Consider the following 14,252-nt stretch of genomic DNA (forward strand, 5'->3'; position numbering starts at 1 on the left):
GGATGAGCGTCTGCGTTGCTGTGTCGATTGCAGTATAGGAACGGATGCGCGGTTATGTGCGCGCAGCGTTTTCTATGCGTACTTGATCTGCGCGACCGCGCGTAGATCGTCCGCCGTCGCGGTGCCGTAGCCGAAGAATTCCAGATACGCCGGAATCATTTCGAAAAGCATGTCCGTGCCGACCTGCACGGCGCAGCCCCTGTCCTTGGCCGCGCGCAGAAGCGGCGTGTATTCCGACTTCATCACCACTTCGCCGACGAACGTCTCCGGCGCGATGCGATCGATATCGAACGGCAGCGGGTCGGTTTCCTTCATGCCGAGCGGCGTTGCGTTCACGATCACGTCGAAGCCGGCTGGGTCTTTCGTATCGGTTCGCACGACGAGTTGAGGATAGTGCTCGCGCAAACGCGACGCGAGCCCTTCGACAGAAGGTGTGTTGGTATCGAATACCGCGAGTTCGGCGACGCCCGCCGCCGCGAGCGACGCTGCGATCGGCGAACCGACGCCGCCGCTGCCGAGCACGAGCACGCGCGCGCCCGTGAGCTTGCGGCCTTTGCGTTCGACGCCGCGCACGAAGCCCGCGCCGTCGAACTGATCGCCGACGAGCGTGCCGTCCGGGCGCTTCAGGATCGCGTTGCACGCCCCGGCGATGCGCGCGGTCGGGCTGACTTCATCCATCAGGCCGACGGTCGTGATCTTGTGCGGCATGGTGACGAGCGCGCCGCGAATATTCGTGAGCTTGAACAGATGCGGCAGGAACGCGACGTAATCCTCGGGTTTGACGCCCATCGGCACGACGACCGCGTCGATGCCCTGTTTGTCGAACCAGGGGTTGTAGATCATCGGCGCCTTGAACGCTTCGGTCGGGTAGCCGAGGTGAGCAATCAGAGTGGTCTTGCCGCTGATCATGGCAGCTCCTTGTGAGGATGTCGAAGGCGCGTGCGTGGCGCGCCGTCACCATGATAGTGCCGCTTGCGGGTTCAGTGCCGCCTGATTGTCGTTGCGCGGTGCCGCAATTTTCAGTGGCTCGCGCCGAGATACGCCGCCTTCACCGATGGATCGTTGCGAAGCTGCTCCGCCGGGCCGTGGGTCGCGACGCGGCCGTTCTCCAGCACATAGCCGTAATCAGCGACATTGAGCGCGGCGGCGGCGAACTGCTCGACGAGCAGCATCGTCACGCCATCGGCCTTCAGGCGCTCGATGATGCGGAACACTTCGTCGACGAGAATGGGCGCGAGGCCCATCGACGGTTCGTCGAGCAGCACGAGGTCCGGGTTGAGCATGATGGCGCGGGCCATCGCGAGCATTTGCTGTTCGCCGCCTGACAACGTGCCTGCGAGCTGGTTTCGGCGTTCTTTCAGGCGCGGGAAGAGGTCGATCGCGCGTTCGAGGTCGGCGTTGACGTCGCCTTTCGGGCGTGACCACGTCAGGCGCGGGAAGGCGCCGAGCAGCAGGTTATCGGTGACGGACATGGTCGCGAATACGCGGCGGCCCTCGGGGGAATGCGCCAGGCCCAGGCGCGCGATCTTGTGGGACTCCAGCGAGTCGATGCGCTTGGTGTTGCTGCCGACGCCCATCGTGATTTCGCCTTCCGTCGGCTTGATCATGCCGGAGATCGCGCGCATGGTCGTGGTTTTGCCCGCGCCGTTGGAGCCGATCAAGGTCACGACTTTTGCCTTCGGCACGTGCAATGTTATGCCGTGGAGGACTTTCACTTTGCCGTAGCCGGCGTGGAGGTTTTTTATCGTCAGCATGTTTTTGGTCGCGTTCGGTCGTCGTTCGCTTCGGCTTCTATGGAATCCTGATTTCGCGTCGGTCTATTGGCACTGCCCCTCCCCGGGGCGGGGGTCACTTTCTTTGCTGCTGCAAAGAAAGTAACCAAAGAAAGCAGCTTTCCCCATCCAAAGTACTTCACACCGGCCCCGGCACAGGCGATCGTCTTTGGCACAGCAATAGCGAGTGCCCTCGTAGGCCTAACCGGGCTTGGACCGCGCACGGTCTGACACATCGCGCCGCATGCGTGGCTGGTTCAGCACGAAATGGCTCCGGCCCGCTGCGCGGCCGATGGGTACATCCGGTCTGCATGTGCTTCTGTGCTTCTCTTTTTTCGTCGGTTTCCCTCGCACACCCATCGGCAGCGCGTAGCGCTGTGCCGGAACTGTTTCGTGCTGAACCAGTGCGCTTAAACAACTAGCTTGTCAGACCGTGCGCGGTCCAAGCCCGGTCAGGCCTACGAGGGCACTCGCTACAGAGCCCACGAACGAGGAGAATAGTGGCCAAACTGCGTGTGACCGTGGGCGTATCGAGCTGCTTTCTTTGGTTACTTTCTTTGCAGCAGCAAAGAAAGTGACTGCCGCCCCGCACAGGGGCAACGCCAATAGACCGACACGTCTACGGAATCCGGCGACAAAAAAAACTCAAGCAACCTGCGCAGCCTGCCCTCCCAAATAAGCCTCGATAACCTTCTCATTAGCCTGAATCTCGGAAGGCTTCCCTTCGGCGATTTTTTGCCCAAAATCCAGCACCGAAACCGTATCGCAGACACTCATCACCACATCCATATGGTGCTCGATCAACACGAGCGTAATTCCATGATTGCGCACCTTGCGAATGATCGCGACCAGTTCGCGAATATCCGGCGCGGTCAACCCAGCCGCAGGTTCATCGAGCAAAAGCAGTTGCGGGTCGAGCGCCAAAGCCCGCGCAATCTCCAGCAACCGCTGCTTCCCGTATGGCAGATTACGCGCCTCCTCTCCCGCCACATTTTCCAGTCCAACGAAACGCAGCATATTGAAAGCCCGCTCGCGCGCCGCGCGCTCCTCACGCCGATAACGCGGACTCATCACCCCCACATCCGCGAAATTCGAGCTGAACGTGTGATGCAATCCGACGAGCACATTCTCCAGCGCCGTCATCTCGCCAAAGAGCTGCACGTTCTGAAACGTCCGCGCGATGCCCGACAGCGCGATCTTCGACGAGGTGCGTCCCGCAAGCGATTGCCCTTCGTATTCGATCGCACCGGCAGTGGGCACGTAGATGCCCGTCAGCACGTTCATCATCGTGCTCTTGCCCGAACCATTCGGCCCGATCAGGCCGTGAATCGTGCCGCGCTTCACAGTCAGATTCACGTCGTTCAATGCTTTGAGACCGCTGAACTGCATCAGCACGCCGCGCACGTCGAGGATCGTGTCCGCGCCTTGCGTTTCGACCGCCGCAATCGCGTCGTCCTGACGCGTATGGCTCGCGAGTTCCTCGGTATCGACCTTCGTCACGCGCACGCGGCCGAGATTGAGCGTCTTGCGCACGAAGCCGACGATTCCGTCCTGCAAGTAATACACGACGAGCAAGATCATCAGGCCGAAGATGGTCAGGCGCCAGTCGGTCAGCGCTTCGATCCAGAACGAGAACGCGGCAAGTCCCGCCGTGCCGATGACCGGCACCGCGACGCGCTGCGGCGTCGTGGTCTTGCGCGCAAGGGCAAGCACCGCGCCCGCGACGACGACCACCGCGAGCGCGGTCGCCACGACGCGGAAGTTGGAGATATCGTCGAGCAGCTTCGGCAACATCACGATGACCGTCGAGCCGATCAGCGCGCCCGTGCGCGTCTTGCGTCCGCCCATGATGATCGCGAGCAGGAACAGGATCGTCAGTTCGAAGTTATACGTGTTGGGCGAAATGTATTGCTCGGAATACGAGTACAGACAGCCGGCGAGTCCCGCAAAGCCCGCGCTGATCACGAACGCGTACACCTTGTACCGATACACCGACACGCCCATGCAATCCGATGCGATCGGGCTGTCGCGCAACGCCTCGAACGCGCGCCCGAGATGCGACTTCAGCACGCGATGCACGACGATCAGCGACACGACCAGCAATGCCGCGACGAGCCAGTAGTACTGCACTTCGTCGAGCCTGTGCCCGGCGAACATCGGCTTCGGGATCTTCAGGCCCATCGGTCCGTTCGTCAGAAAATCCATCTCGTTGATGAGAATCTGGATGATCGTGCCGAACGCGAGCGTCACCATCGCGAGATAGGGGCCGGAGACGCGCAACGCGGGTAACGCGAGGATCGCGCCGAAGCCGGCCGTCACCAGAATCGACAGCGGCGCGGTCACGTAGAACGGCATGCCGAGCTTGATGAACAGCACGCCCGCCGTGTATGCGCCTACGCCGAACAACCCCGCATGACCGAGCGATACCTGCCCCGTATAACCCACCACGATATCGAGCCCGAACAACAGGATCGCGTAGATCATGATGGTTTCGACGAGGTGGATGTAATACGGATTGCCCGACACCACCGGAAAAATCGCGAGTGCGGCAAGCCCGACGAGCGCCGCGATCCAGTTCTTTGCTTTCATCGTCGCCGCCTCAGACTTTCTTGATCGCTGTCTTGCCGAACAGACCTGCAGGCTTGACCGCGAGCACGATCAAGAGCAGCACGAGCCCCGGCACATCCTTGTAGCCGGTGGAAATGTAGAAGCCGGTGGTCGTCTCCGCGATGCCGAGAATCATCCCGCCGACGATGATGCCCATGCCGCTCGACAAGCCGCCGATGATCGCCACCGCGAACGCCTTGAGTCCGAGCACTGCGCCCATCGTCGCGCCGGTCAACGTGAGCGGCGCGATCAGAACCCCCGCGAAAGAAGCGGTCAACGATGAAAGCGCGTACGAGAATGTGATGACGAGTCCCGTGTTGATGCCCATGAGCGAGGCCGCATCGCGATCGTTCGCGGTCGCGACCACGGCCTTGCCGAAGATAGTCTTGCGGTTGAAGAACTCGACCGCGAGCATCATCACGAGCGCGCCGCCGACGACGAGCAGTTCCATCGGCAACACGTTCGCGCCGAAGACCTTCAGCGGCGCTTCGGGCAACGGCGACGGAAAGCGCAGATCGTCGCGCCCCCACACGTTCTCCGCGACGTTCTTGAAGATGATGCCGAGCGCGATCGTCGACATGATCCAGCCGAATTCAGACTTGATCTTGATCGCGGGCCGCACGCCGATGCGCTCGACGAACGAGCCTTGCACGAGCCCGAAAAGACACACGAGCGGAATCATCAGCCAGTAGTTGACGCCCGCCGATACGAGCGTGAGGCCGACGAGCGCGCCGAGCATCAGCGCATCGCCCTGACCGAAGTTCAGCGTGCCCGACGTGGCGAATGTGAGTTGATAGCCGAACGCGATCACGGCGTAGATCATGCCGAGCGCTATGCCGCTATAGACGAGTTGCAGAAGGATCATCTTCGAGCGCCTGAAAAAGCATGACAAAGCCGCGCCCGCCATCGTGGCGAGCGCGGCTCACATCGACATGATGAGCGACCGGTCTCAGTTCGACGCGGTCGTCGTCTGCTTGGCGCGCAACGTGCCGCCGCCCTTCTTGTCGGCTTCGTACGCGTAGATCACGCGGCCGCTCTTCACCTCGCCGATGACCGGCACGTTCGGGCTGATCGCTTCGTGATCGGCCTTCGTGAAGGGCTTGTCGTAGACCATCACGACGCCTTCCACTTTCGCATTCAGGTTTTCGAGCGCTTCCTTGACCTTCGGGCCATCGGTCGTGCCGGCCTGCTTGATCGCCGCCGCGAGCAGATACACCGAGTCATAACCCTGCGCCGCCGACACCGGCGAATCGATGCGATCGTTCTTCGGCTTGAATTCCTTCACGTAGGCATCGATGAAGGTCTTGCGCTTGGGCGTGTTCGCTTCCTGGATGAAGGTCTGCGGCATGCGCGCGCCTTCGCCGTTCGCGCCGGCATTGTCGATGTAATTCGCCATCGACAGCGTCCAGCTGCCGATCAGCGGCACTTTCCAGCCGAGCTTGGCCATGCCGTTGGCGATCTGCGCAAGCTCGGGCCCGATGCCGTATGTGAGCACGGCTTCCGCGCCCGCTTCCTTCGCCTTCAGCAACTGGGCCGTCATGTCGACGTCCTTGATGTTGAACTTCTCGACTGCAACCGGCTTCACGCCTTTCGCGGCCAACGCCTTCTCCAGATCCTCGCGGCCGAGCTGGCCGTAGTTGGTCGAATCGGCGAGGATCGCGACCTTCTTGAAGCCGCGCTTCGTGACGGCTTCCTCGACGATCATCGGCGCCTGGATGCGGTCGGCGGCAGCGTTGCGGAACACGTAGTTATCGGGTTGATCGTCGAATTGCTTCGTCACCACCGTGCCCGTCGCGACGTTGTTGAAGACGGGAATCTTCGCTTCCTGGAAGAAGCGCTGCGACGCGAGCGCGACGCCGGTATTGATATAGCCGACGACCGCGACGACCTTCTCCTTGTTGATGAGCTCCTGCGCGATCTGCACGCCGCGCTCGTTCTTCGCTTCGTCATCACGCTCGACGAGCACGATCTGACGGCCGAGCACGCCGCCCGACTTGTTGATCTCGGCGGTGGCGAGACGCACGCCGTCGCGCATGCTGACACCCATGGAAGACGAACCGCCCGTGAACGGACCATCGACGCCGATCTTGATCGGGTCCGCCGCGTGCGCCAACGAGAAAACGCCGAACGCCAGCGCGCTCGCGATGAGCTTCATCTTGATACCCATGTGTGTCTCCGTCGCTTGAATCGTTATTTGAAGACCCATGCAACGCCGGACATGCTTTTAAGTGCGCTGTGCGTTATCGATTACATGGGCTGTGAGCGAGTTTAGAAAAATGTAAGGATATGACCATATTCGGACATACCCGAAGAGCACGAGCGTTAGCGCACGTCCGGTGCATCACAAGTGTGCAAGGCGGGATTTAGGCAGCATGCCAAAGCGTTTTTGCGCTTCGAACATGAGCGGAGACAGCGGGTATACGCGTACAGAAACGCGGTGCAATCCCGAGGAGGGAAGTGTCTGCGTTTTTTTGCGCGAGGCCTGTCAAGCACCCTGGCGCTGGCAGATTCGTCGTCCTGTACATGAGATCTGGTAAAGCGGTTCTCATAAAGGGGCGCTTTATATAGCCTGCTGAACCAATTGTGACCGAATTTGCCAGATCCGCTCAAGCATTGGGCGTTCAATCATTGCTCGAGCATCGTTCGCACAGTAAATTGGCGGCATTCGTTTTCATTTTGTCAGCGTCTTCCCGATTCCGTTGCCGCTGCTTGATTCGAACGATTGTCGCGGATCAGCATTCTGAATCCGTTCTTTCACAGGCCAACGGGCCTGATTTTTCTGTCGAGCAATACATGCAACAACGCACACCCCTTTTTGTCCGCCGGCTCATGGTCACTGCCGCTTTGAGCGTAGCCGTGCTGGCCGTCCCCGCCGCTCAGGCCCATCAATCCACGAATGCGGCTCAGCCCGCCAGCGCCGTCGGGGCATTGGGTGACGCGGTCGTCGTGAACCTGGTCGCGAAAATTACCACGATCGATCTCGGCAATGGCACGGTCGATCTGAAAGGGCTGAAGGGCAAGACCGTAACGATCGCAGTCGATCCGACCATCGCTGACATCAAGAAGCTGAAGGTTGGCGACGAAGTCCACATGCAATACCGTGGCGCGCTCCTGATGTCGGCTGACAAGGTCGATCCCAAGGACACGCACTCGCGAGTAACGGCGCAAGAGATTTCACCGGCATCGGGCGGCGTCGTGGTGAAGACTACTGGCGTGCAGATCGTGGCGACGATCGAGAAGATCGATCCCGTCACGCGCGAAGTGACGCTCTCAGGCGCGAAGCGCATCGTCACGGTGAAGGCTTCGCCGGACGTCCAGCTCGATACGTTCAAGGTCGGCGACAACATCATGGCGACGTATGTCGCCGCCACGGCTGTCGACGTGACGCGCAACGGTCAGCTCGTGAAGTAATCCCGGCGTCGTGCTGGCTTGGCCTTGGGTAAGGCCATAACGATCGGCTGGACTCTTCATCCAGCCGTTGCGGTTTCTTATCGATACCATGGCTGTCCTGACAGGCGTCTCGCGTCGGTGGCACAGCAAACCGGCGACTTCTGACCATGTGCGTGGTGTCGTATTCGCATTCCCCCAAGCCAGCGATATTCAAAAATTGGAAATAAATTAAATGGCCGCGATTCCGGCGCGCGCGTTGGATCCGGTTTGAAGAAGCGATCAAAGGAGAAGTCAAGCAATGCGGGTTTTCGTGAAACTAGCGCTTTTTGCCGCAGTCGCAAGTGCATTGAGTCCTGTGGGAAGTACTGTTCTGGCAGCAGAAAAAATCGCTGCACAGAAGCCGGACTCCAGCGCAATGGATGCGCTCGTCAAGATGAGCGCCTATCTGCAGACCGTAAAACAGTTTGTCCTCGATGTCGATTCCACGACGGATCAGGTCATGGTGGACGGCGAAACCTCACAGTTGATACAGTCGTCGCACAATACAGAACTGACCGTGCGCCGCCCCGATTCTCTCAGGGCCGATATTTCTGGAAGTGCGTCAGTCAATAGCCGCCATGCCTATTTCGACGGCAAGCACTTCACGTTATATACCGAACCGCCCAGATTCTATGCGACGGTCGATGCGCCGGCGACCATCAAGGACCTCATGGGCGATCTCGAAACCAAGTATGGAATCGAGTTGCCGCTCAGCGATATTTTCACGCTCGGTGCGAATCCGGACGAAATGAAGCGTGTGCTTTCCACGGCTTATATTGGCGATGAGGTTCTGGGCGGCGTTACCTGCTCGCACTATGCATACCATGAAAACGCTGTCGACTGGCAGCTCTGGATCAAGAAAGGCGATCAACCGCTGCCGTGCAAGTTGAATATTGTGACGTTGACGGACAAGGAACGACCGCAATACACGGCGGTTTATCGCTGGAATATCAATCCTCGAATCGATCAGAAAGCATTCGAATTTTCCGCTCCTGAAGGTGCACGTCAGATCAAGTTCGTGCAAATTCACGGCGCTCAATAAGGTTAAGTGCAGAGAACACCATGATTGTGAACAAATTTTTGACGAAGGCCGGCGCGCTGCTATTAGCGATTAGCCTGGCTTCAGCGGCGAGCGCATTTCAGGTTCGCGACGGTGCTCAGACATCAGTGAACCGGGGTGACTGGCAGGGGTCCCATCAAGCCAACGTCGACACCCGACAGGCAAATCGTACTGAACGCCAAGGCAATCGCCAGGACACCGTCCAGCAAGTCAGCACCAATCGGACCAATGCGGCGCAAGACGTCAGCAACAACCGCACCAACGCTGTCAATCACTACAGCGATAATCACGGATGTTGCTACGACAACGGCGGCTGGTACAACGATCACCCGGTCGCGACAGCAGCCGCCGTAACCACGGCTGCAGTCGCGACCGCGGCTGTGGTCGGATCCATCGTCCGCAGTCTGCCTCCGAGTTGTTCGGCGATCAGCGTCAACGGCGTGACCTACCAGCAATGCGGTTCGACGTGGTACCAGCCGCAATACTCGGGCACGACGGTGCAATACGTGGTGGTCAATCCCCCTCGCTATTGATATCGAGCCGGGCGCGCGCCGCGTACCTCGCTAGCGCGGCGCGCCCGTTTCGATCGCATGCGCGAACTGCCGGAGCACCGCGCCCGAAGCATCGGTGACGGCCCAGAACGTCATGCCGTCGTGGTTCCAGCGCGCGAGCGCGTAGCCATCGTCGGACTGCGTGATGACCGGCGAGAACTCCTTGTCGTTCGTGTCGCTCTTCACTTCGCCCTTGCGCTCGGGGAACACGTACACGTCGATCGGATGCTTCAGATACCGATACACGACGACCGCGACCGGCCGATGATCGATGTAGTCCAGCCGCCCGCCGACGAGCGCGAAGCCCGGCCCCGCCGGATCGATCACCGGCGGCGCATAGTCGATGCGGCCGTTGAACCACGGCTTGACCGTGTGCTTGTCGCTCGACAGCACATCGATGGGACGGTCCGACATCAACGCGCGCACATGGCTCGACACGACTTCCTGCGCGATCGGCGAACCGCCCGATACGCCCGTCACGAGCGGCACGGCCTGAAACCACAGCATCGTGCCGAGCACGAGCGCCGAGAGCGTCGCGCCCGCGAATGCGCCGCCGAAGAACGGCCAGGGCGCGGCGAACGGATTGCTCCAGCCACGCTTCGCGCGGCGCACGGGTTCCCGTTCGCGCGCTTGCGCTTCGGCCTCGGCACGCACGCGCGCCAGCACCTGCGAGCGCAAGTGAACCGGCGCGCGCTGATACAGCGAACCATCGGTGAGCCTCGTGTCGAGCGAGGCGGTGTCGTTATTTTCCATTTCCCGACTCCTCTGAATGACCCGGTCCCGCGCGGCGCACGAGGCGCACGCTCGGCTTGTCCTGCCCGTTTTGCGCCGCGCGCACCGCCCCCGCCAGCATCTTGCGGCCGCGCGCGAGCCGCGACATCACCGTGCCGATCGGCACGCCGGTCACGGACGCCACTTCCTTGTAACTCATGTCTTCCAGCTCGCGCAGCACCAGCACCTCGCGAAAGGCGAGCGGCAGCGTCTCCAGCGCGCGATGCACCAAATGAACCTCGTCGCGGCGCACCGCGAGCGTCTCCGGATCGGCCCCGCCTTCCTCCGACCAGCCGGGCAAGGCTTCGTCGCCGCCCAGTTCCTCGTCATAGGGCGTCGCGTCCGCCAGCTGCACGCGCCGCCGCCATTCCGTGAACCACGTATTGCGCACGATTGCGAGCAGCCATGCGCGCGCGTTCGCTTCCTCGCCACCCTCGAATCCGCCGAAGAAACGGAAGGCGCGCAGATAGGCTTCCTGCACGACATCGTCGGCGTCGTTCGCGCTGCCCGACAGCCAGCGCGCAAGGTTGTAGGCGGCGTCCAGATGCGGCATCACCGTCGCCTCGAAACGCGCGTGAGCCGCCTCGGCGTCCGCTTTGCCGCGGCGCCCGGACTTGTCTTCTTTCGACCTGCTCTGCCACATCGCGCGGGTCTCCTCTCGCCAACCACGTTCGGAATACATCGTTCCGGCGCAGCCCGATGCCGCTTTTGCGCGCCTCCCCTCCGTTACTCCCCACGCGTACGGTTTATTCCCGTTCGCGGCGGCGACTCGAAAAAATATAGCGGGAATATTGCGCCTCCTTCGCCGGTTCGATGGACGGATGCCACAGCGGTCTCGCCTGTCGAGGGAGCCGCGGGCCTCGCGCTCATGCACCGAGCCGCCATGAGCGCGACTTCACCGATTCCAACGACAAGAACCGCGGCCGACATCATCACAAGGAACCGCCATGAAACCCGACCCGACCGCCCTGCCGCCCGGGCAGACCCGCGACGAACTCGACGAACACGGCAAACGCCGCCGCACCGCCCTGTCCTGCATGGCCTGGGCCGGCGCGGGCGTGATCTGGACCGTGAGCGGCGGCGTGCCGGTCTCGCGCCTGATCTCGTCCGCCGAGGCCGCAGAAAACACCAGCTCGTTCAGCTTCGTGCAGATCAGCGACAGCCATATCGGCTTCAACAAGGACCCGAACACCGAACCGACGAGCACGCTGGAAGAAGCCGTCAACCGCGTGAGCACGATGAAGAAGCGCCCCGCCTTCATGATCCACACGGGCGATATCACGCATCTGTCGAAGCCCGCGCAGTTCGATACGGCGACGCAGATCATCGGTAAGGCAGGCATGGACGTGCATTACGTGCCGGGCGAGCACGACGTGCTGGTCGAGGAAGGCAATCCGTTCTTCGAGCGCTTCTCCGGGCAATACGGCAAGGACAGCACGCGCCACTGGTACAGCTTCGATCAGGGCGGCGTGCATTTCATCGGCCTGACCAACGTGATCGATCTGAAAGGCGGCGGCCTCGGCTTTCTCGGCGATGCGCAGCTCGCGTGGCTCAAGGCCGACCTGCAGGCCAAATCGAGCAGCACGCCGATCGTCGTGTTCGCGCACATCCCGTTGTGGGCGCTGTATCCGCAGTGGGGCTGGGGCACCGACGACAGCGCGCAGGCGCTCGCACTGCTCAAGCGCTTCGGTTCGGTGACGGTATTGAACGGCCACGTCCATCAGGTGGCGCAAAAAGTGGAGGGAGAGATGCGTTTTTATTCGGCGATGTCCACCGCGTTTCCGCAGCCCGCGCCGGGCGCGCCATCCGGCCCCGGGCCGATGAAGGTGCCGGCGGAGCAATTGCGCACGATGCTCGGACTGCGCGAAGTCACGCATATCGCGGGGCGCTCTCAACTGGCCATCACCGACACGGCGCTCGCCGCCGCGCAATCATGAACGCCGCCATGATCGCGAGCTATGTCTCGCCCGCCAATCTCCGCCCGCTCGCCGGCAAGTTTCTGCGCAAGGCCGCCTTCGCGCTGATCGTCAAAGGCGTCGTGAGCGCGATTCCGACAGCGTGCGCGCAGGAGCCCGTGCAGCAGGTCGCGCTGGCGAACGCGCCGACCGTTTCCATCGACAACTTCGCGTTCAGCCAGCCGACGATCACCGTGCCGGCCGGCACGAAGGTCACATGGGTGAATCACGACGACATGCTGCACACCGTTGCCGATGAGGGAAAGACCTTCAAGTCCGATCCGCTCGACAGCGGCGAGAGCTTCTCGCATGTGTTCGACAAGCCGGGCACGTACAAGTATTTCTGCTCGCTGCATCCGCACATGACGGGGACGGTCGTCGTGCAGTAGATCGCAAGGCAAGGCGCGGAACCGGGAGTCGCCTCGGTCCGCGCATCGACCACTGCAATGCAGGCAATACGTAAAATTTATTGAAAGCTGCCCGCGGTCATCGTCAATTTCAAATCCTGTCTATAGAATTCGCTCAATTCATTTTCTCGCTGCGCAGATGACTACGATTGAGCATTGTCTTTTCCGTTTGTGCCGCAGTTGCATGTGTGGGTCACAGACGCGCGTCGCCTGATCGTCCGAACACGCATCGCATCGACTTTCGTAGTTCGTATAACTGATGAAACTTAGCACCGTCATTCCATTGACGCCTCTGCCGACCAGCCGGGGTGATCTTGCGGCGTCGCCGGAGGGCGCCCGTTTCAAACGCCGCTTTCACGTCATGGCGAAGCCGACGGGTTCGGCCTGCAATCTGGACTGCACGTATTGCTTCTATTTGCACAAGGAACAGCTGCTCGAACAGCGCCGCGGGCAGTTCATGAACGACCTGACGCTCGAAACGTTCATCCGGCAGTACATCGAGGCGCAAGACGGCGAATCCATCGTGTTCTCCTGGCAAGGCGGCGAGCCGACGCTCATGGGACTCGACTTCTTCCGCAAGGTCGTCGCGCTTCAGCAGAAGTACGAGCCCGCGGCCCAGCGCATCGAGAACAACCTGCAAACAAACGGCACCGCGCTCGACGATGACTGGTGCGCCTTTCTCGAAGAGCACGGCTGGCTCGTCGGCCTCTCCATCGACGGGCCGCGCGAATTACACGACATCTACCGCGTGTCACGCGCCGGCAAGCCGACCTTCGACAATGTGATGCGCGGCGTCGAATGCTTGCATCGTCACAGCGTCAGTTTCAATACGCTGACCGTGGTGAACCGCGTCAACGCGCGCCGTCCGGTCGATGTCTACCGGTTTCTCACGCGCGAGATCGGCTCAACCTATCTGCAGTTCAACCCTTGCGTGGAGCCCAACTCGTTCAGACAGGTTGCCCCGCAATTCTGGGACGAGGCATCGATTCCGGTCGTCGGCACGGCTCGCGCGAAGCCGGGCGTGGAAGGCTCGGTCGTCACCGACTGGTCGGTGGACCCCTACGACTGGGGCTATTTCCTCAGCCGCACGTTCGACGAGTGGTATCGCGAAGACCTCGGCCGCGTGCTGGTCAATCTCTTCGAAACGGCCGTGGCGCAGACCATGGGGCTGCCGTCGCAGCTCTGCATCACGGCGCCGTTCTGTGGCAAGGGGCTCGCGCTCGAACACGACGGCCGTGTGTATTCCTGCGATCACTACGTCTATCCCGAGTACGAGCTGAGCGACATCTTCACGCATCCGCTCAACGAGATCGCCTTCTCCGAGCGTCAGAAAACCTTCGGCTTCGAAAAAAAGGCGTCGCTGCCCGCGTACTGCCGCGCGTGCAGCCATCTCGACCTGTGCTGGGGCGAATGCCCGAAGAATCGCATCGTCAGGACGCCGGACGGTGAAGCGGGCCTGAACTATCTGTGCCCCGGCATCCGGCGCTTCCACGCGCACGCCGGCCCGCGAATCCGGCAGATCGCGCGCAGCATCCAGCCGCAGCGCAACCCGTCCTCCACCCGCGCGACCCTGCCATAGGGCGCCAGGATGCGGTGCCATCCCACGCATTCGAGACACGCGCGAGACACGCGCGGCTCGCTCCTTCTCTCGTCATCGGGAGTTTCACCGTTCGTGTCTATACAGGACAAGCCGTTTCAGA

At 61.4% G+C, this 14,252-nt stretch carries 13 protein-coding genes; 6 read left to right on the forward strand and 7 right to left on the reverse strand.

Annotation, left to right across the window (positions count from 1 at the left end; translation table 11 throughout):
• Positions 1–72 precede the first annotated feature (72 nt).
• From BTHE68_RS17165 to BTHE68_RS17185, 5 genes are all read right to left on the reverse strand, one after another.
• Entirely contained in the window at positions 73–909 is an 837-nt protein-coding gene (locus BTHE68_RS17165; protein WP_162067506.1) for a shikimate dehydrogenase family protein, read from the reverse strand.
• A gap of 110 nt (positions 910–1,019) precedes the next feature.
• The gene (locus tag BTHE68_RS17170) at positions 1,020–1,754 is read right to left on the reverse strand and encodes an ABC transporter ATP-binding protein (protein WP_162067507.1); all 735 of its coding nucleotides are present in this window, start codon (positions 1,752–1,754) and stop codon (positions 1,020–1,022) included.
• Positions 1,755–2,417: 663 nt separating this feature from the next.
• Positions 2,418–4,361: a branched-chain amino acid ABC transporter ATP-binding protein/permease gene (locus BTHE68_RS17175; RefSeq protein WP_162067508.1), complete on the reverse strand. Its 1,944-nt coding sequence runs from the start codon at positions 4,359–4,361 to the stop codon at positions 2,418–2,420.
• A gap of 10 nt (positions 4,362–4,371) precedes the next feature.
• Positions 4,372–5,244: a branched-chain amino acid ABC transporter permease gene (locus BTHE68_RS17180; RefSeq protein ID WP_061174836.1), complete on the reverse strand. Its 873-nt coding sequence runs from the start codon at positions 5,242–5,244 to the stop codon at positions 4,372–4,374.
• 84 nt (positions 5,245–5,328) lie between these two features.
• On the reverse strand, positions 5,329–6,546 hold the full coding sequence (locus BTHE68_RS17185; protein ID WP_162067509.1) for an ABC transporter substrate-binding protein: 1,218 nt from the start codon (positions 6,544–6,546) through the stop codon (positions 5,329–5,331).
• 416 nt (positions 6,547–6,962) lie between these two features.
• Between BTHE68_RS17185 and BTHE68_RS17190 the strand changes: the two genes are divergently transcribed.
• From BTHE68_RS17190 to BTHE68_RS17200, 3 genes are all read left to right on the forward strand, one after another.
• Positions 6,963–7,790, forward strand: a complete 828-nt coding sequence (locus BTHE68_RS17190) for a hypothetical protein (RefSeq protein ID WP_162067510.1) — start codon at positions 6,963–6,965, stop codon at positions 7,788–7,790.
• Positions 7,791–8,067: 277 nt separating this feature from the next.
• Positions 8,068–8,850, forward strand: a complete 783-nt coding sequence (locus BTHE68_RS17195) for a DUF2092 domain-containing protein (protein WP_162067511.1) — start codon at positions 8,068–8,070, stop codon at positions 8,848–8,850.
• A 20-nt stretch (positions 8,851–8,870) separates the two neighbouring features.
• Positions 8,871–9,401, forward strand: coding sequence for a hypothetical protein (locus tag BTHE68_RS17200; protein ID WP_162067512.1), 531 nt, complete (start codon positions 8,871–8,873; stop codon positions 9,399–9,401).
• 30 nt (positions 9,402–9,431) lie between these two features.
• Here BTHE68_RS17200 and BTHE68_RS17205 read toward each other — a convergent pair whose 3' ends face one another.
• Positions 9,432–10,172 (reverse strand): anti-sigma factor family protein, encoded by a 741-nt coding sequence (locus tag BTHE68_RS17205; RefSeq protein WP_162067513.1) that lies wholly within the window; start codon positions 10,170–10,172, stop codon positions 9,432–9,434.
• Positions 10,162–10,833 (reverse strand): RNA polymerase sigma factor, encoded by a 672-nt coding sequence (locus BTHE68_RS17210; RefSeq protein WP_162067514.1) that lies wholly within the window; start codon positions 10,831–10,833, stop codon positions 10,162–10,164. The genes BTHE68_RS17205 and BTHE68_RS17210 overlap by 11 nt, the downstream gene beginning before the upstream one ends.
• A gap of 304 nt (positions 10,834–11,137) precedes the next feature.
• Here BTHE68_RS17210 and BTHE68_RS17215 point away from each other — a divergent pair, with 304 nt between their 5' ends.
• The 3 genes from BTHE68_RS17215 to BTHE68_RS17225 all read left to right on the forward strand — a co-directional run bounded on the left by BTHE68_RS17215 (position 11,138) and on the right by BTHE68_RS17225 (position 14,131).
• Positions 11,138–12,127, forward strand: coding sequence for a metallophosphoesterase family protein (locus tag BTHE68_RS17215; protein WP_162067515.1), 990 nt, complete (start codon positions 11,138–11,140; stop codon positions 12,125–12,127).
• Positions 12,124–12,534, forward strand: a complete 411-nt coding sequence (locus tag BTHE68_RS17220) for a cupredoxin domain-containing protein (protein ID WP_162067516.1) — start codon at positions 12,124–12,126, stop codon at positions 12,532–12,534. The genes BTHE68_RS17215 and BTHE68_RS17220 overlap by 4 nt, the downstream gene beginning before the upstream one ends.
• Positions 12,535–12,913: 379 nt before the next feature.
• Positions 12,914–14,131 carry an anaerobic sulfatase maturase gene (locus BTHE68_RS17225; RefSeq protein ID WP_232078014.1) on the forward strand — a complete coding sequence of 406 codons (1,218 nt, stop codon included), beginning with the start codon at positions 12,914–12,916 and terminating at the stop codon, positions 14,129–14,131.
• Positions 14,132–14,252: the final 121 nt, after the last annotated feature.

This window comes from Burkholderia sp. THE68, assembly GCF_009938265.1.
Taxonomy (GTDB): domain Bacteria; phylum Pseudomonadota; class Gammaproteobacteria; order Burkholderiales; family Burkholderiaceae; genus Caballeronia.